Source organism: Methylocaldum gracile, from assembly GCF_053646815.1.
In genome coordinates, this window is record NZ_CM132196.1 from 645,585 (window position 1) to 663,346 (window position 17,762).

At 55.3% G+C, this 17,762-nt stretch carries 19 protein-coding genes; 11 read left to right on the forward strand and 8 right to left on the reverse strand.

The genetic code is table 11. From position 1 onward, the window contains the following. Positions 1–7: 7 nt before the first annotated feature. A complete protein-coding gene (locus tag ACWJJK_RS02835; protein ID WP_077728511.1) occupies positions 8–580 on the reverse strand; it encodes a LemA family protein in 573 nt (190 codons plus the stop codon). A gap of 93 nt (positions 581–673) precedes the next feature. On the opposite strand from ACWJJK_RS02835, the gene ACWJJK_RS02840 reads away from it, so the two are divergent. Then, entirely contained in the window at positions 674–1,222 is a 549-nt protein-coding gene (locus tag ACWJJK_RS02840; RefSeq protein ID WP_077728510.1) for a gamma carbonic anhydrase family protein, read from the forward strand. A gap of 2 nt (positions 1,223–1,224) precedes the next feature. On the opposite strand, the gene aroE is transcribed toward ACWJJK_RS02840, so the two are convergent. Next, positions 1,225–2,058, reverse strand: coding sequence for a shikimate dehydrogenase (gene aroE / locus ACWJJK_RS02845; protein ID WP_077728509.1), 834 nt, complete (start codon positions 2,056–2,058; stop codon positions 1,225–1,227). A 62-nt stretch (positions 2,059–2,120) separates the two neighbouring features. Next, on the reverse strand, positions 2,121–3,149 hold the full coding sequence (gene hemB / locus ACWJJK_RS02850; RefSeq protein WP_077728508.1) for a porphobilinogen synthase: 1,029 nt from the start codon (positions 3,147–3,149) through the stop codon (positions 2,121–2,123). A gap of 99 nt (positions 3,150–3,248) precedes the next feature. On the opposite strand from hemB, the gene ACWJJK_RS02855 reads away from it, so the two are divergent. After that, complete coding sequence (locus tag ACWJJK_RS02855) at positions 3,249–3,929, forward strand: MlaC/ttg2D family ABC transporter substrate-binding protein (protein WP_077728507.1); 681 nt, start codon at positions 3,249–3,251, stop codon at positions 3,927–3,929. Here ACWJJK_RS02855 and hemF read toward each other — a convergent pair. After that, positions 3,924–4,832, reverse strand: coding sequence for an oxygen-dependent coproporphyrinogen oxidase (hemF, locus tag ACWJJK_RS02860; protein ID WP_077728506.1), 909 nt, complete (start codon positions 4,830–4,832; stop codon positions 3,924–3,926). The genes ACWJJK_RS02855 and hemF overlap by 6 nt on opposite strands. Before the next feature lie 219 nt (positions 4,833–5,051). On the opposite strand from hemF, the gene cmoB reads away from it, so the two are divergent. Further along, on the forward strand, positions 5,052–6,041 hold the full coding sequence (cmoB, locus tag ACWJJK_RS02865) for a tRNA 5-methoxyuridine(34)/uridine 5-oxyacetic acid(34) synthase CmoB (protein ID WP_077728505.1): 990 nt from the start codon (positions 5,052–5,054) through the stop codon (positions 6,039–6,041). Positions 6,042–6,107: 66 nt separating this feature from the next. After that, on the forward strand, positions 6,108–7,424 hold the full coding sequence (gene rimO / locus ACWJJK_RS02870) for a 30S ribosomal protein S12 methylthiotransferase RimO (RefSeq protein ID WP_077728504.1): 1,317 nt from the start codon (positions 6,108–6,110) through the stop codon (positions 7,422–7,424). Between the two features lie 55 nt (positions 7,425–7,479). On the opposite strand, the gene ACWJJK_RS02875 is transcribed toward rimO, so the two are convergent. Together ACWJJK_RS02875 and ACWJJK_RS02880 are read right to left on the reverse strand one after the other, a co-directional pair. Beyond that, complete coding sequence (locus tag ACWJJK_RS02875) at positions 7,480–7,965, reverse strand: FKBP-type peptidyl-prolyl cis-trans isomerase (RefSeq protein WP_077728503.1); 486 nt, start codon at positions 7,963–7,965, stop codon at positions 7,480–7,482. An 82-nt stretch (positions 7,966–8,047) separates the two neighbouring features. Continuing rightward, positions 8,048–8,245, reverse strand: a complete 198-nt coding sequence (locus ACWJJK_RS02880) for a hypothetical protein (protein WP_077728502.1) — start codon at positions 8,243–8,245, stop codon at positions 8,048–8,050. 179 nt (positions 8,246–8,424) lie between these two features. Here ACWJJK_RS02880 and pcnB point away from each other — a divergent pair, with 179 nt between their 5' ends. From pcnB to panC, 4 genes are read left to right on the forward strand one after another with little or no spacing between them, the layout of a single operon-like run. Further along, on the forward strand, positions 8,425–9,828 hold the full coding sequence (gene pcnB / locus ACWJJK_RS02885) for a polynucleotide adenylyltransferase PcnB (RefSeq protein ID WP_077728501.1): 1,404 nt from the start codon (positions 8,425–8,427) through the stop codon (positions 9,826–9,828). Between the two features lie 7 nt (positions 9,829–9,835). After that, on the forward strand, positions 9,836–10,336 hold the full coding sequence (gene folK, locus ACWJJK_RS02890) for a 2-amino-4-hydroxy-6-hydroxymethyldihydropteridine diphosphokinase (protein WP_434101531.1): 501 nt from the start codon (positions 9,836–9,838) through the stop codon (positions 10,334–10,336). Continuing rightward, positions 10,329–11,132 carry a 3-methyl-2-oxobutanoate hydroxymethyltransferase gene (gene panB, locus ACWJJK_RS02895; protein ID WP_077728499.1) on the forward strand — a complete coding sequence of 268 codons (804 nt, stop codon included), beginning with the start codon at positions 10,329–10,331 and terminating at the stop codon, positions 11,130–11,132. Before folK ends, panB begins: the two co-directional genes overlap by 8 nt. Positions 11,133–11,164: 32 nt before the next feature. Further along, positions 11,165–12,016: a pantoate--beta-alanine ligase gene (gene panC / locus ACWJJK_RS02900; RefSeq protein WP_156880278.1), complete on the forward strand. Its 852-nt coding sequence runs from the start codon at positions 11,165–11,167 to the stop codon at positions 12,014–12,016. Positions 12,017–12,028: 12 nt separating this feature from the next. Here panC and ACWJJK_RS02905 read toward each other — a convergent pair whose 3' ends face one another. Beyond that, positions 12,029–12,964, reverse strand: a complete 936-nt coding sequence (locus ACWJJK_RS02905; RefSeq protein WP_077728497.1) for a LysR family transcriptional regulator — start codon at positions 12,962–12,964, stop codon at positions 12,029–12,031. A gap of 355 nt (positions 12,965–13,319) precedes the next feature. On the opposite strand from ACWJJK_RS02905, the gene ACWJJK_RS02910 reads away from it, so the two are divergent. Continuing rightward, positions 13,320–14,198 carry a phosphoribulokinase gene (locus ACWJJK_RS02910; RefSeq protein WP_077728496.1) on the forward strand — a complete coding sequence of 293 codons (879 nt, stop codon included), beginning with the start codon at positions 13,320–13,322 and terminating at the stop codon, positions 14,196–14,198. Positions 14,199–14,229: 31 nt separating this feature from the next. Here ACWJJK_RS02910 and uvrD read toward each other — a convergent pair whose 3' ends face one another. Continuing rightward, positions 14,230–16,395 carry a DNA helicase II gene (gene uvrD, locus ACWJJK_RS02915; RefSeq protein ID WP_086135149.1) on the reverse strand — a complete coding sequence of 722 codons (2,166 nt, stop codon included), beginning with the start codon at positions 16,393–16,395 and terminating at the stop codon, positions 14,230–14,232. Between the two features lie 81 nt (positions 16,396–16,476). Between uvrD and ACWJJK_RS02920 the strand changes: the two genes are divergently transcribed. Next, positions 16,477–16,734, forward strand: coding sequence for a YgaP family membrane protein (locus tag ACWJJK_RS02920; RefSeq protein WP_077728494.1), 258 nt, complete (start codon positions 16,477–16,479; stop codon positions 16,732–16,734). Positions 16,735–17,021: 287 nt separating this feature from the next. After that, positions 17,022–17,546, forward strand: a complete 525-nt coding sequence (locus tag ACWJJK_RS02925) for a M23 family metallopeptidase (protein WP_454128629.1) — start codon at positions 17,022–17,024, stop codon at positions 17,544–17,546. Positions 17,547–17,762 lie beyond the last annotated feature (216 nt).

Below are 17,762 nucleotides of genomic sequence, written 5' to 3' on the forward strand. Positions count from 1 at the left end.
TTTCGCCTCAGCCGAACAGCGCCTTTAGATCCACATCGCGTTTTTCTTCTTCCGTGAATTCCAGCAATTCGAAGGGTCTGAAGTTGAATAACCGGGCAATGATCACATCCGGAAATTCTTCCAGCCGGACATTGTTGTTATTGACGCTCTCGTTGTAGAACTCGCGCCGGTCGGCAATCGCGTTTTCCAGTCCGGTTATCCGGGACTCCAGTGCCCGGAAGGAAACGTCCGCCTTCAGTTCGGGGTAACTCTCCGCTACCGCGAAGAGCTGCATCAATCCTTGCCGCAGCTGGCTTTCCGCCGCCCCGAGGGCATGCAGATTGGCGGACTCTCGGGCCGCAGAGATCCCGGCACGGGCCTGCATTACTTTTTCCAGCGTGTCCCGCTCGTGTTGCATGTACTGCTTGCAGGTTTCGACGAGTTTTGGCAATTCGTCGTGACGCTGTTTGAGCAGCACGTCGATGTTGGACCACGCTTTTGCGGTATCATGCTTCAAATTGACCAGCCGGTTGTAGATCAAGATGGCGTACACGATCACGAACAAGATCGTGCCGACCAGAATGAAACCGCCTACGCTCATAATCTCTCCTCGCGTTCTTGAAGTTGAATCAGGGCTTGGAGAAGTATAGACGGCGGGCCCGGCGCATCATTTGATCAATCGGAGTGTCGTAAGGTGACGATTCAGATTTATAACGGTGTCGAGCCGAAATTGGGAACAGGAACTTACATTGCCGACAGTGCGCTGGTGATCGGTGACGTGACATTGGGCAACGACGTCTCCATTTGGCCGATGGTGGTCGCGAGAGGCGATGTGCACCGAATCGAGATTGGCGACGAAACCAATATTCAGGACGGCTGCGTGCTGCACGTCACCCAACGAAGCCGCTACAACGAAGAGGGCAATGCCTTGATCGTCGGGCGGGGTGTCACCGTGGGGCACCGGGCGGTACTGCATGGGTGCACCATCGGTGATCTATGTCTGATCGGCATCGGTGCGGTGATCATGGACGGTGCCGTCGTGGAGGACCGGGTAATGATCGGTGCGGGGGCTTTGGTGCCGCCCGGCAAGCGTTTGGAAGGCGGTTTTCTTTACGTGGGATCGCCGGCGAAACAGGCACGCCCGCTCAAGGAGGCCGAGCTGGAATATTTAAGTTTTTCCAAGGACGGTTACGTGCGTTTGAAGAATCAATATCTGAGTGATGCCAGATTGCTTGGCGCTTAGCACTAGCGACCACGCTCCCGATTGAGAATGTCGATCACGGGATGCGTTTCCGGCCGTATGCCCCGCCAGATAAAAAACGCCTCGGCCGCTTGTTCGACCAACATGCCGATGCCGTCAACGCTGACATCGGCCCCCACATCTTTTCCCCATCGGACGAACGGTGTGGGCTCCGTCCCATAGGCGAGATCGTAGCAACATCCGCCGGCTCGGAGAATATTCTTCGGCAGATCCGGCAGTTCGCCAATCAGGCTGGCGGCGGTGGCGTTCAGAACGAGATCGAAGGATTCCGTGCCCAAGTCTGAAAAGCCGCATCCGGCGATCGGGCCGAGATCCCCAAGCTCCTCTGCCAGCCGGACCGCTTTGTCGGGTGTGCGGTTGGCGATCACCAGGCAAGACGGACCTCGCTCCAACAGTGGACCAATAATGCCGCGGCTTGCGCCGCCCGCGCCCAAAAGAAGGACTCGGCGGTTTTCCAAGGAAAGTCCGAGATTGACCGTAAGGTCTCGCATCAAGCCGACGCCGTCGGTGTTGTCCCCGTAAATCGTTCCATCCGGACGTAAGGCCAAGGTATTGACGGCTTTGCTGCGTTCCGCGCGCTCACTTTTGGAATCGGCAATTTTCCAGGCGAGTTCCTTGAGGGGAACGGTGCAATTCAAGCCTTTCCCGCCACCGGCGAAAAAGTCTCGCACGCGGATTTCGAACGTTTCCGGCAGAACGTCTTGCGCGGTATAGGTCAGGCGCTCTCCGGTCTGTTCTGCAAAAAGCGCGTGAATACGGGGCGATTTGCTGTGGCCGATGGGGTGACCGAAGACGGCATAACGATCTGCTGGCAGCATGACTAGGTGAATCCGGCGGAAATCTTGATGAAGACAGTTTTAGGTTTCAGCCTTTGCGCAGTTTAGGTGCTCTGTCTCATGGCGTCTTCGCGAAGCCATTCGGCAACGGTCCTGGCGTAATAGGTCAGAATGGCGTCCGATCCGGCGCGCTTGAGCGCCAGCAAAGATTCGAGCACGGTCTTGCGCTCGTCGAGCCAGCCGTTTTGTGACGCGCCTTTGAGCATGGCGTATTCCCCGCTGACTTGATAGGCGAACGTAGGGACGCCGAAGCGGTCTTTGACGCGGCGGATGATGTCCAGATAAGGCAATCCCGGTTTGACCATGACCATGTCCGCGCCTTCCGCCAAATCGAGCTCGACTTCCCGCAGGGCCTCATCGGAATTGGCGGGATCCATCTGGTAAGTGTATTTGTCGCCGCTCCCCAGGTTGGCCGCCGAGCCCACGGCATCTCGGAAAGGTCCGTAGAAGGCGGAGGCGTACTTGGCGGAATAGGCGAGAATACGCGTGTGTACGAATCCTTTCTTTTCCAATGCGTCCCGGATTGCGCCGATGCGCCCGTCCATCATGTCCGAAGGCGCCACGATGTCGGCGCCGGCTTCCGCATGGGACAGCGCCTGTTTCACGAGTACTTCGACGGTTTCGTCGTTGACCACGTAGCCGTTTTGATCTACGAGCCCGTCTTGGCCGTGAGTCGTGAAAGGGTCTAGAGCGACATCGGTGATGACACCCAGTTCCGGCAGCTGTCGTTTCAGTAGGCGTACCGCTCGTTGCACCAAACCCTCAGCATTGTAAGCCTCGCGTGCGTCATCCGTTTTTTTGTCGGGTGACGTTACGGGAAAGAGTGCGATGGCGGGAATGCCAAGCCGAAAAGCCTTTTCGCTTTCGCGTAACAGCAAGTCGATGCTTAGTCGCTCGACGCCGGGCATAGAAGCGACCGGTTCCCGCCGATTTTCGCCTTCCAAGATGAAAAGAGGGTAAATCAAATCATTGGTGGAAAGCTGTGTTTCCCGCACTAAGCGCCGGCTGAATTCATTCCGTCTCATTCGGCGCAAGCGAACATTGGGGTAAGAAATGCTATTATTTAACGACATGGTGGCCGGTTTATTGCGTGGGACACAGAGGAACTCGGTAGTTTAGTGCATGCCGCCGAGTTATGATAAGAATATTAAAAAGTCAGCAGGAGTTTTTAAATGAAATTTACTAAGTCTTCCTTCGGCCTGGCAAGTTGGGCCGTTGCATTGTCGTTGCTGTTAAGCTTCTGGGGAGCGGCAGCGTGGGCGGAGGAAGGATTACTCCCTCCACAGCAGGTTATCCAGCACAGTGCCGACGAGCTGCAAACCACGCTGCAAAAGCCGGAATACAAGGGCGATTTCAGGAAAGCTACTCAGTTCGTTGATGGCATCATCGAACCGCATGTGGATTTCGATCGTGTGTCGATGTTGATTTTAGGAAAGTATTGGAAGACGGCGACGCCCGAGCAAAAAGAACGTTTTAAAAAGGAATTCCGGATGCTGCTTGTGCGTACGTATACCACCGCCTTTACCGAATACGCCAACTGGAAAATCCGTTATCTGCCGCTGCAGATGAAGCCGGAGGACAAGAAGGTTATGGTCCGTACCGAAATTCTCCAGGCGGGCGCTCAACCCGTGGCGGTCAACTATCGAATGGTGTTCACCAAAAACGATTGGAAAGTGTACGACGTATTGATCGAGGGCATCAGTTTGCTACAGAACTATCGTGCCAGCTTTACCGATGAGGTTGCCCGTACCGGCTCCCTCGATCAATTGATTTCACACCTGGCAGAGCGCAACGCTACCGCCATGAAAGAGCCGCTCGGGGCAGCGGGCGGCGGCGATAAAAGAGGCTCATAGCCAGTCTCTAGGTTTCAGGTAATTCTTGTACAGATTATCTTCGGCGCTACCTTCCTGCGGCTTCCAGTTATAGCGCCAATGCGCGATCGGCGGCAGAGACATTAGAATGGATTCTGTCCTGCCGCCCGATTGCAATCCAAACAAAGTTCCTCGGTCATAAACCAGGTTGAATTCGACGTATCGTCCGCGGCGATAGAGCTGAAATTCGCGCTCCCGTTCGCCGTAGGGCACATCCTTCCGTTTTTGGACGATCGGAACATAAGCCTTGATGTAATGATCTCCGACGCTGCGCAAAAAATCGAAGCAGCGATCGAACCCCCATTCATTGAGATCGTCGAAAAATAATCCTCCGATGCCCCGGGTTTCATTGCGGTGTTTGAGAAAAAAGTATTCATCGCACCAGCGCTTGAACTTGGGGTAAATATCTTCGCCAAAGGGAAGACAGGCATCCCGGGCTACAGTGTGCCAATAAATCGCATCTTCTTCGAAGGGATAATAGGGTGTGAGATCGAAGCCGCCGCCAAACCACCATACCGGCGTTTCGTTTTCCTTCTCCGCGAGGAAAAAACGGATATTGGCATGAGAGGTCGGGACATATGGATTCAGAGGGTGAATGACCAGGGATACGCCTACGGCTTGAAATGTCCGGCCTGCGAGTTCTGGCCGATGCGCAGTGGCGGAGGGTGGCAGATTTCTGCCGAACACGTGGGAGAAATTGACGCCGCCTTGCTCGAACGTTTTTCCGCCGGTCAATACGCGGGTTCTTCCTCCGCCGCCGCCATTGTATTGCCAAAGGTCCTCCAAAAATCGTGCGTCTGGTTCCTCGTTTTCCAGGGCGAGACAGATTTTGTCTTGGAGGTCTTGAAGATAAGCTTTAACTTGTAAGATATCGGGTGTGTTCATTCGGCGATCTTCCCGTAAAAGTCGAGTGTGGATGGGAGTCTCCGGGATGTTGTTCGGCTCGAGCGCTTTGCGGCTTTCTTCTTCTAAATGGACGACGAGATTGTAGCACGGTGGAATAGGGATGTTGTTGCCTCGAAAACATTATGAGTCCCGAAGGGGAAACGGAAACCAACAAGGTAAGCGGCGCCCCAAAGAATGGCGGCAACCCATTGAACGAGAATGTCCAATTGTAATTTGAGCCTGAAGGTATATTCGGATCTGTTTTCGGTGCTTGGGCAGCCGTACTTGCGTACTTGGCTAGACCGGTTGCCGACTCGGTTGGACGCGGTTTTTAGCTCCGCGCGGCATGGCGATTGGCCGGCTTGGCAGGCCGCACTCGATGGCCTGCCAAAAATCGATGCGTCCGTGGTCGATTTGAATGCCGATAGCATCCTTGTCGATGGGGGATGCAACGAAGAACAGCGGGACCGTATCGAGAGTCTGCTGCTCAGGCTTCATCCGTGGCGCAAGGGTCCATATGCCATTCATGGCATTCATATCGATACTGAATGGCGCTCCGATCTTAAATGGCGCAGGCTGAAAGATCATATTCAGCCGCTTGAAGGCCGAACCGTGTTGGATGTCGGCTGTGGAAATGGTTACCACGCCTGGCGCATGATTGGATGCGGGGCCGAGTTGGTGATCGGAGTTGATCCGACACTCTTAAGTGTCGCGCAATTTCTGGCGATCAAGCATTTTGCCGGCGATTTTCCGGTTCATGTGCTTCCCTTGGGTATAGAGGATGTTCCGCTCAATCTTCGTGCCTTCGACACCGTTTTTTCGATGGGGGTGCTTTACCATCGTCGTTCGCCTTTCGATCATCTTTTGGAGCTCAAGGGCTGTCTCAGATCCGGCGGTGAATTGGTCTTGGAGACTTTGGTCGTCGACGGTGGGCTGGGTCAGGTTTTGGTGCCCGAGGATCGCTATGCGCAGATGCGCAATGTGTGGTTCATTCCGTCCTGCGCTACCTTGTTATCGTGGCTAAGGCGATGCGGTTACCGAAACGGTCGGGTTGTCGATGTGACGAGGACCACAGCGGACGAGCAACGCTCCACGGACTGGATGCGCTTTCAGTCTTTGTCCGATTTCCTGGACCCGGCCAACCCGGAACTGACGATCGAGGGCTTGCCCGCGCCGGTGCGGGCGGTGTTCATCGCCGAGAGCCCTTAGAATCGGAAACCACCGCTGGCGTAAAATTATCCCTCTATCCTTTGTTCCTCCCTCGCATATTTCTTCATGAAAACACCCTGTATCGGTTTTGTCAGCCTTGGCTGTCCCAAGGCGTTGGTAGATAGTGAACGCATTCTGACCAAGTTGCGTGCCGAAGGTTACAGCCTCGTTCCGACATATAAGGACGCTGATCTTGTCGTTGTGAATACCTGCGGATTCATCGATGCCGCGGTCGAGGAGTCCCTGGACGCCATAGGCGAGGCTTTGAAAGAGAACGGTAAGGTCATCGTTACGGGATGTCTGGGCGTTCGCGAGAGCGAGATTCGATCCCGCCATCCTCAAGTGCTGAAGGTTACCGGCGCCCATGCCTATGAAGAGGTTGTCGAGGCGGTGCATGAGCATTTGCCGCCTCTTCACGATCCTTTTGTCGATCTGGTGCCGCCGGAAGGAGTCAAACTAACGCCTCGCCATTATGCTTACCTGAAGATCTCCGAGGGCTGCAATCATCGCTGCACGTTTTGCATTATTCCGAGCTTGCGCGGTGATCTGGTCAGCCGCCCCATCGGCGACGTGATGGCGGAAGCGGAGCGCCTAGTTTCGGCTGGAGTGAAGGAACTGCTCGTCGTATCGCAAGATACCAGCGCCTACGGCATCGATTTGAAGTATCGAACCGGCTTCTGGGGCGGGCGTCCGCTCAAGACCCGCTTCTATGATTTGGCCAAGGCTCTGGGGGAGTTCGGGGTTTGGGTGCGGATGCATTATGTTTATCCCTATCCCCACGTGGATGAAGTGATCCCGCTCATGGCGGAGGGAAAAATCCTGCCCTATCTGGACATTCCGTTCCAGCACGCCAGCGCCCGAATTCTGAAGCTGATGAAGCGTCCGGCAGCCGCAGAGGATGTCTTGGCCCGGATCGCCGAGTGGCGGAACATCTGCCCGGAAATCACGCTTCGCAGTACGTTCATCGTCGGCTTTCCGGGGGAAACCGAGGCGGATTTTGAGCAGCTGTTGGCGTTTCTTCAAGAAGCCCAGCTCGACCGGGTCGGGTGCTTTACCTATTCGCCCGTCAAGGGCGCGGTTGCCAACGAGTTATCCGATGTTGTGCCGGAAGCCGTGAAAGAAGAACGCCTCGCGCGGTTTATGGAGGTTCAGGCTCAAATCAGCGCTGATAGGCTGCAGTCGAAGATCGGGTTGCAGGAAATCGTTTTGGTCGACGAGGTTGTGGAGGAGGGAGCGGTCGCTCGCAGCCGGGCCGATGCTCCTGAAATCGATGGCCAAGTATTTATCGATGGCGCGACCCATTTGAAGGTCGGCGACTGGGTCGAGGTGGTTCTTGAGGATGCCGACGACCACGATTCGTGGGCGCGTCTCGCAAACCGTTAGATTTGTAGGCGGCTATCCGGCGAAGAAAGATAGCCGCCTCGTTCTGCGAATCGAATCAGCCGTGGTGATGTCCGCCCGGGCCATGTACGTGGCCGTGATCCAACTCATCGGGCGTAGCATCGCGAACGTCCGTGATTTCAACCTCGAAATTCAAAGTAAGGCCGGCCATCGGATGATTGCCGTCCAGGACTACCTCGTCATCGTCTACGCCGATTACCGTAAGCAGCTGAAGACCTTCCGGAGACTGCGCTTGAAATTGCATGCCAGGCAGTATCTCTTGTCCCTCTTCAAAGGCCGTTTTCGGTACCGACTGAATAAGGTCGTCGTCTCGCAAGCCATACGCTTCTTCCGGCGGAATGCTGACCTTGAGCTTGTCGCCCACGGCGCGACCGGTTAACGCATTCTCCAGTCCGGGAATGATGTTGCCCATGCCGTGAATATAGGCCAATGGACCTTGATCCTTGGAACTGTCGAGGATGTCGCCGTCATCGCTGGTGAGGGTGTAGTGGATATGGACCACTTTGCGGGGTGATACTTGCATGAGATACCCTTGCTGTCGCGGTGGTTGAAATTCCCATCATAACGAGTTTTCACTATGATAGACAGCGTTTTTCCGATTTAGATCAAGCGACAAAGCGATAAGGAGATTTTTTGGGTTTCCCGGCGGGTTTGCTTTGTTCCTTGTAGATGAGATACACGAAAATCCCCATCAATGCTGTCAAAATCCCGCATTTCACCCGCAGCAGAAAATCCAGTTTCGCGATCCAGTGCGGATGAGAGAGGATGAACTCGTTCATCTGGCTGAACCAGTTCTCAAACATAAGCACGACTCCTCGAAATACTCTGGATGAGTGAACTTTCTTCTTAGAACCGATCTTACTCGTTTGAATCCGTAATTTTTCAAAAATCGGTGTTGACGATCTGAGCCGATCGACGCTGTTGTCATACGGAAGCAGATCGAGGGTCCGGCACGTTGAGTGTGCCCGCCGCCTAAGGTAACATTCCGGCTTCTTTTAGGTCTAACGAACAAGATACTCCTCTGCCAATCTTCAACTTCGTCAAAAGGTTGTTCAAATTGCCGCAGCCCAAGCCGGAGGCAGCGGTGAGCGTTAGGATTTATCCGCGATCTGAACACATGATTTCCCGATCGATGATCAGCGATAACGCGCTAAAGGTGCTTTATCGCCTGAAGAAATCCGGGTATCAGGCTTATTTGGTCGGCGGTTGCGTACGCGACTTGCTTTTGGGGCGCGAGCCGAAAGATTTCGACGTGGTAACCAGCGCGCATCCCGAAGAGATCAGGGCGATTTTCCGCAATTGCCGTTTGATCGGTCGGCGTTTTCGCCTCGCTCATGTGCATTTCGGCGAGGAAATTATCGAAGTGGCAACCTTTCGAGGGCTCGCAGGCGAGGAGAGTCACGGGGGGCGCATCATCGAGAATGGCCGCATCCTTAGGGATAACGTCTATGGAACCATCGAAGAGGACGCCTTCCGCCGCGATTTCACGGTTAATGCGTTGTATTACAACATCAATGATTTTTCCGTGGTGGATTACGTCGGCGGCATGGAGGATCACAAGGCCGGTATGCTGAGACTAATCGGCGACCCGGAGCAACGTTATCGGGAGGACCCGGTACGGATGCTGCGGGCGTTACGCTTCTCCGTCAAACTCGGCTTTACCATTCATCCGAGCTGCGCCGATCCGATCAAACGGTTTTCGAGTCTGCTACAGGAAATTCCGCCGGCTCGTCTTTATGAAGAGGTTCTTAAGCTGTTCTTGTCCGGTTATGCGGTACAGACTTTCGAACAGCTCAGGCACTACGGTTTGTTCGCGGCACTGTTTCCCGAGACGGAGCGGTGTTTGGCCAAGGAGCAGCAGGGGTTTCCGCTGACATTCTTGGCCAAAGCCTTGGAACGGACCGATCAGCGAGTGCAAGAGGGAAAACCGGTAGCGCCATATTTTCTGTTCGCGGCCTTGTTGTGGGAACCGGTTCGGGCGGGCGCGCAAGCCCGAATCAAGGCCGGAGAAAGCGATATATTGGCCTATCAGGAAGCTGCGGGTGAGGTGATTGCACGGCAAGTTCGTCATACCGCTTTGCCCCGGACGGTCAGTCTACCGGCTCGGGAGGTTTGGGCCTTGCAGCCGCGTTTTGAACGGATTGTCGGCTCACGGCCGTTTCGTTTGTTGACCCATCCCCGCTTTCGTGCCGCTTATGATTTCCTGTTGCTCCGGGCCGAGACCGGAGAGGCCGAGCCGTCGCTCGCCGAGTGGTGGACTCGATTCCAGCAGGCCGACGAAGCCGAGCGGAAAGCCATGACGAGTCCCGGCCGGCGCCGCTCCGGCAGATCGCGGTCGCGTAAACGCAAATCGCGCTCTGAATCTTCTGCCAATGTTTCCGTCTGATCATGTTGTGCCATTCGATAAAACGGCGGCCTATATCGGTCTGGGCGCCAATTTGGGCGATCCCATCGAAACCATCAAGTCGGCGCGCTCGGCTATTAGTAAGATAGAGGGTATCCGGGAGTTGGCTTTTTCGAGCCTTTATCGCAGTGCGCCCATGGGACCGGGCGATCAGCCCGATTACATCAATGCCGTAATGTCGGTCGAAACGACATTGGGGCCGCTGGAGTTGTTGCGCAAACTTCAGGCCATAGAGACGGCTCACGGGCGGGTGCGCAAGGGCGAACGCTGGGGACCTCGGACGCTGGACCTGGATTTGTTGCTGTACGGGCGCGAAATCATAGCGAGCGAAGTGCTGACCGTCCCTCATCCGGGAATCGCGGACCGCGAGTTCGTGCTGTATCCGCTCGAGGAGATCGCGCCGGAGCTCGAGATTCCCGGCAAGGGGCGATTGGCTGATCTGGTTCGGAAGTGTCCGCAACGAGGATTGAGGGTAATCGAGCATGTATGATGCGGCCAAGGCTTTGACTATTCCGGATCTCGCGGCGATGAAACGGCGCGATGAAAAAATCGTGGCTCTTACCGCTTACGATGCCAGCTTCGCCAAACTCATGGACGATGCCGGCGTGGATCTGGTTTTGGTCGGCGATTCCTTGGGAATGGTCGTGCAAGGCGAGCCGACGACGTTGCCGGTGACCTTGGACGATATGGTCTACCATACCCGGTGCGTGGCGCGCGGAATTCGCCGCGCCGTATTGGCGGCGGACATGCCGTTCGCCAGTTATTCCGGTCCGGCGCAGGCGATCGACAGCGCCGCTAGGTTGATCCGGGGCGGAGCACATATGGTCAAGATCGAAGGCGGACGGAAGCGGGTCGAGATCGTTCGTGCCTTGGTAGAGCAGAATATTCCCGTTTGCGGTCACTTGGGGCTGCTGCCTCAATCGGTTCATCAGGTCGGCGGTTATCTCGTGCAGGGAAAAGAAGAAAAAGCCGCACAGGCAATCCTCGAGGATGCCTTGATTCTTCAGGAAGCGGGTATTAGTGTGTTGGTGCTCGAATGTGTGCCGGCGACCTTGGCCGGCGAGATTACGGCGGCTCTCGATATCCCGACGATCGGCATAGGTGCGGGTCCGGGCTGTGGGGGCCAGATTCTCGTACTGTACGATATGCTCGGCATCACGCCGGGCAAGCGCCCCAAGTTTTCCAGAAATTTTCTTCAAGGCGCCGAGGATATTCCGTCGGCTATCCGCAATTACGCAGACGATGTGAGATCCGGCCGGTTCCCGGCGTTGGACCACAGTTTTTAGCGGTTCTTTCGGCGGATAATCCAAGGCTCGTCATGCTCATTATCGAATCCATAAGCGATTTGCGCCAAGCCGTGCGGGAATGGCGTTCGAAAGATCTTTCCGTGGCTTTCGTGCCGACCATGGGAAACCTGCATGCCGGGCACGTGCATCTTGTCCGCGAGGCGAAGCAACTCGCCGATAAGGTTGTGGTGAGCGTCTTCGTCAATCCGACTCAATTCTCTCCCGGCGAAGATTTCGATGCCTACCCGCGAACGCCCGCGGAAGATGCGGAAAAGCTTCGCAGCGCGGCAGTCGATCTCCTGTTCATGCCTTCGGTGGTCGAGCTGTATCCCACGGGTTCGGGGGTTACAACTTTCGTCGAGGTGCCGGGTTTGTCCGATGAACTCTGCGGTCGGTTCCGGCCGGGACATTTCCGAGGCGTCGCCACTATCGTCAGCAAGCTCTTCAACCTGGTGCAGCCCGATATCGCGCTGTTCGGCGAAAAGGATTATCAGCAGCTGTTGATAATCCGCCGTATGGTGGCGGATCTCGATTTTCCCGTGCGCATTCGCGCCGTCCCGACCGTCAGAGAGCCGAGCGGATTGGCGATGAGTTCTAGAAATGCGTATCTCACGAGCGAGCAGAAGGAACAGGCGGCTATCTTGTATCGCTGCCTTTGCCTCGCGGCGGAGGCAATTTGCAGGGGCGATAGCGATTTCGACCGTATCGAACGGCAGCAGATCGAAACCTTGCAAGCCGCCGGATTTCGTCCGGATTATTTCAGCATCCGGCGCGAATCCGATCTGGTACCGGCAGGACAGGACGATTCCCATCTCGTCATACTGGCAGCGGCCTGGCTGGGCAAAACTCGCTTGATCGATAACGTTCGGCTGACGCGCTCCTAATGAATGGGAGCGCTAATTCTTTCCGTTCAAGGCGGTCGTGATGATGTCGCTATTGACGAATCGGCCGGCTTCGGTTCGGACGAATTCCTCGAACTCCCGTGCCACTGCGGACAGGCGTTTGCCGGCCCGATGCACGATGTACCATTGGCGCATGATGGGAAACGATTCCGCATCTAAAACGACCACCCGGCCGTCTTCCAGTTCGCGTTCTACGGTATGTATTGAAACAATGCCAAGCCCGAGTCCTTCTTCCACGCCCTGTTTGATGGCGCCGTTGGTGTTCATTTCCATGCTGGCGGAAATTTGCACGCCCTTTTCCGACAAGAAGCGCTCGACCGCATTGCGGGTGCCGGATCCCTGCTCCCGCATGAGGAAGGTTTCATGATTCAGTTCGCTCAACGGAATGCTCTTTTGGCCCGCCAACGGATGATTGGCGGGGGCGATGACGACCAAGGGGTTGTCCATAAATGCTTCTGCCGTCAAGTCCTGATCCTCCGGCGGCTGCCCCATCAGTACGATGTCGGCCTCATTGTCGTCGAGTTGCTGGAGCAGCCCTTTGCGGTTGGTGACTTTAAAGCTGACCTTAACTTTCGGATAACGCCGGCAAAAATCGGCCAAAAGGCGGATAGCGAAATAATGAACGGTACTGGCAACCGACACGGCCAAACGCCCGCCTTCCGTGCCTTTCAGTTCCTCGATCAGTTGTTCGGCTTCTTCCAATTGCAACGAGATGGTGCGGCTCAGCCGATATAGTTCTTCCCCGGCCCGGGTCAGGTAAATTTTTTTGCCCAACCTCTCGAATAACGGCAAACCGATGACATCCTCGAATTGTTTGATTTGCATCGAAACGGCAGGTTGCGTCAGATAAAGCTCCTCCGCCGCGCGGGTGAAGCTCAGGCGGCGTGCCACCCTCTCAAAGACTTTTAACTGCCGAAGTGTAATGTTCATGCTTTCGCGCCAACAGGCAATCTATAAAGAATTATTTATCTTGAAAGTATGGACTCATTGATTCTTCTTATGCAATATCCTCAGGCCGGTGTTCAGTCGCGATCTTAAATTCAGCAAGGGTAGCGCAGAGCTTCGACGTGGCGGCAGTCTGCCACCGTCGTTCCGTGCACTATGGTTGAATTAGGCGTTTTCAGGGGGCGGCGGTGATGAGGTGGTTGGTCGATATCGCTTTTTGCCCGTACTGCGTCGTCGCCGCTTGCATCGGGTTGGATGCAGTCTGCCGTGAATTTAGGGTGGCCTCGTGGTCCATACATGCGCCCGTGCGGTTAGAATAACGAAATAGGAGGAGGCTCTCATGTCCAAGAAACATCCCGTCATCGCTGTCACCGGTTCGTCGGGTGCAGGTACGACTACCGTAAAACAGGCGTTCGAGCATTTGTTCTTTCGGCTGAACATTGAGCCGGCGGTGGTGGAGGGTGACAGTTTTCACCGTTACGACCGTGCCGAAATGCGTAGCCATATCGCCAATGCTCAAGCGGAGGGCCGGCATTTCAGTCACTTCGCCGTCGAGGCGAACCTGCTCGAGGATTTAGAAAGCTTGTTCCGGCAGTACAGCGAAACTGGCACCGGCAAGCGTCGCTATTACATCCACAACGAGGAAGAAGGCCAGCGTCTGGGGGGGTACAAACCGGGTACCTTCACGCCGTGGGGCGATATTCCCGAGGGAACCGACTTATTGTTTTATGAGGGATTGCACGGCGCTGTGAAGAACGAGGTCGTGAATATTCCGCAATATGCGGACCTCTTGGTGGGTGTGGTCCCCATCGTCAATCTGGAATGGATTCAGAAAATCCACAGGGATACTGCGGAACGCGGCTACAAGCCGGAGGACGTGACCGATACGATTCTGCGACGCATGTACGATTACGTGAAGGTCATCACTCCGCAGTTCTCCCAGACGGATATCAATTTTCAGCGAGTGCCTCTGGTCGATACCTCGAACCCATTCATCGCACGTGACATTCCGTCGCCGGACGAAAGCCTCGTGATTATCCGCTTCAAGAATCCACGCAAGTTCAACGTAGATTTCCAAAATCTTTTGTCGATGATCAAGGACTCGTTCATGTCCCGCTACAACTCGATCGTCGTGCCCGGCGGCAAGATGGGGCTGGCCATGGAAATCATTTTCCGCCCCATTCTCGAGCGGATGATGGAAGAGAAGAAAAATGCTTGACCGAGGCCGAACATGCGACAAGGCGGCTTTTTCAAGGCCGCTGTAAATTCGCGTATGCGAGCATCAGCCACTTGACTCCGGATTCGGCAAAATTCACCTGAACCCTGGCTTGATTGCCTTCCCCCTCGTACTGAAGGATAACGCCTTCCCCGAATTTTGCGTGGCGAACACGCTGTCCCAGCTTAAAAATACCGTTATTGTCGGTGGTGCTGGTTGACGGCTGTGAGGAAATCATGGGTCGGCCGATGCTTCCGCGCATGCGGACTTCCTGAAGATGTTCGGACGGAATCTCCCGTAGGAAACGCGAGGGGCGGGGATAGGTTTCCTTGCCGTACAACCTCCGGGCTTCGGCATAGGTGAGGTAAAGTTTGCGCTTCGCGCGGGTGATGCCGACGTAGCAAAGGCGGCGCTCTTCTTCCAGGCGTCCCGGTTCTTCCAGCGATTGCAGGCTGGGAAACAATCCTTCCTCGAGTCCAGCGATGAACACCAATTCGAACTCCAGTCCCTTGGCCGCATGCAGGGTCATGAGCTGAACGCAGTCCTCGAACTCGTCGCTTTGATTCTCCCCGGCCTCCAGCGCGGCGTGGGACAGAAACTGGTCGAGCTTTGAAAGCTCCGTATCCAGTTGCGGCTCGTATTCGAACTGGCGGGCGGCGTTGACCAATTCGTCCAAGTTTTCGATTCGCGCTTCGGCCTGTTCGCCCTTTTCCTTTTCATAATGGGCTCGGAGACCCGAGGTGGGAATAACATGCTGCACCTGTTCCCAAAGAGAAAGCTCGGCCGTGTCTCGGGTCATGGTCTCAATCAGTTGCAGAAAGCCGGCTAAGGGATTCCTGGCGCGGGTGGGCAACGCGGCGTCGCGGCCGAGCATTTCCGCCGCCTGCCAAAGAGAGCAGCGCTCCGAGCGGGCTAAATCACGGATCAAGTCGAGTGTCTTGGCGCCGATGCCGCGCACGGGCGTATTGACGACTCGTTCGAAGGAGGGGTCGTCATGGCGGTTGGCGATCAGGCGGAGATAAGCGAGAGCGTCCTTGATTTCCGCCCGTTCGAAGAAGCGAAGTCCGCCGTAGACCCGATAGGGAATTCCCATGGCCAGCAATTTCTCTTCAAACTGGCGGGATTGAGCGTTGGAGCGGTAAAGGATTGCCGCATCTCGGCGGGCGTTACCTTCTTGCCCCCACTGCTTTATCCGCTCGGCCACGAAATAAGCCTCTTCCTGCTCGTTGAAGGCGGCATATACCGAAATCGGCTCGCCGATGCCGCCGTCGGTCCATAGGGTTTTTCCGAGTCGGCCTTCGTTATTCGCGATGAGGGCGTTCGCGGCATTTAATATGTTGCTGGTGGAACGGTAGTTCTGCTCCAGCCGAATCAGACGGTGACTTGGATAATCCTTCTGAAATTTATGGAGATTCTCGACTTTCGCACCGCGCCAGCTGTAGATGGACTGATCGTCATCGCCAACGACGAACAGATTCTCGCGCTCGCGGGTGAGAAGCCGCAGCCAGGCGTACTGAATTCGGTTGGTGTCCTGGAATTCGTCTACTAGTACGTGATGGAAACGGCGCTGGTAATGATCCAGCACTTCGGGTGTATCCCGCAGGAATTCGTGGGCGCGCAACAGCAATTCGGCAAAATCGACCAGGCCCGACCGCTCGCAGAGTTCCTCGTAAGCCAGATAGATGCGCTGCATCTGTTTTTGGAATGGATCGTACGACTCCGGCAGGTGACGGGCTCGGCGTCCTTCTTCTTTGTGGGCATTGATGAACCATTGTACTTGGCGTGGCGGCCAACGGGCCTCGTCCAGGTCGAGACTCTTGAGCAGACGACGGATGAGCCGATGCTGGTCGTCCGAGTCGAGGATCTGGAAGGCATCTGGCAATCCCGCTTCCTTGGCATGACGGCGCAACAGGCGGTGCGCGAGTCCGTGGAAGGTGCCGACCCATAAGTTTTGAGCGGATATGTTCAGCAGACTTTCGATACGTCCGCGCATTTCGCTCGCCGCTTTGTTGGTGAACGTGACTGCCAGGATGCCGTGGGGCGACGTGCCTTCCACCTGCATCAACCAGGCGATGCGATGTACGAGTACGCGGGTCTTGCCGCTTCCGGCGCCGGCCAATACCAGAAGGGCCGGAGTGGGCGAAGTTACCGCCTCTCGCTGAGCCGGATTCAGGGGATCGATAATCGGGGTAATGTCCATGGTGCTATTTTAATGGAATCAGCTTGCGCGATTGATATGAAGCTTGCACAATCGCACTCTCTTTGAGAGAGGAGGTTAGCGATGAGTTTCGATATAAAAAAAATGACTAAACGCGAGCTCAACGTCGGGCTTAAAGACCAGAAAATCCGTTACGGTGTCGGCGCCGCACTGGCGCTAGTCTCGGTATTTCTGGCCAATATCCCGCTGTTGATCGTAGGCGGTATTCTATTGGCTTCTGCTCGTCTTCGCTGGTGCCCCGTCTATTCCGGGCTCGGTAAGAACACGGTAGATCCGACTGAAGAGCAAGCTAGTTCCACCAGTTCTCAGACGGATCATTAAACCGGCTTTCATCGACTGGACCTCGTCGGTCCCAGTGCTACACGGCGCAGGGAAGCGCCGAAATACTCGCCTTCTGCCTTGTCGCGCGCAGCGCCAAGTTGTCTTTGAATAGTCATGTTCGGTAACTCGCCGGCGCTTGAGTCCGCTGCCGAATCCGTCTCCTCCCGTCTCCAACGATAGACAATTCGGGAAAGAATTCATCGTAATCAGTCTAAGTTTCGAGCTGAACTTCACGTAAGAATTTTACGTGGAGATTTAATAACGAACGATGAATTTATTGGGGTTGCATGTTGCGTATCCTTAAAGGCTTTATCGCTGTTTTTTTTCTATTTGGGGTTCCGAGTCTCCTTCCGGGATCTATAGTGCGAGATTCCGTCTTTGTTGTCCGGCTTCTGTTTGAAAACCCGCCGACCACTCTGCCGGTTCCCGTCGCCGGTGTTAAACCACGAAATCTGCAAGATACATGGGGAGCGATAAGAAGCGGCGGCCGAACGCATGAGGGGATTGACATCTTCGCTCCCAAAGGAACCTCTGTCCGTTCGACTACGCACGGGATTGTTATGAGAGTCGGACAGAATCGATTAGGCGGGAATGTCGTCTCGGTGTTGGGGCCCGGCCGTCAGGTTCACTATTACGCTCATTTCGAACGTGTGGCACCGATCCGGGTAGGGGATATCGTATGGCCAGGCGATCTTTTGGGTTACGTAGGGAATACGGGTAACGCTCGCACTACGCCGAGCCACCTTCACTATGGCCTCTATCTTCCAGGGGGTAGAGCTATCAATCCATTTCCTCTGCTCGCCGGAAATTAGCCTTCGGTGTCGTTTCGCGTGTGCCGCGTTGTCGTTCAGGGGCAAGCGATTCTTATATAAAGAAGCTTGGTCAACGTTTGCATCTATCGATCATTATAGTTTCTTGTGAGGAATCAATATTTATATAATTTTGATTATTGTAAACGTAAAGTGGCGTAATATGATGGAACCGCTGGCGATCATTAGTCGGTTGATACCCGCGGGAGGTTTAAATGA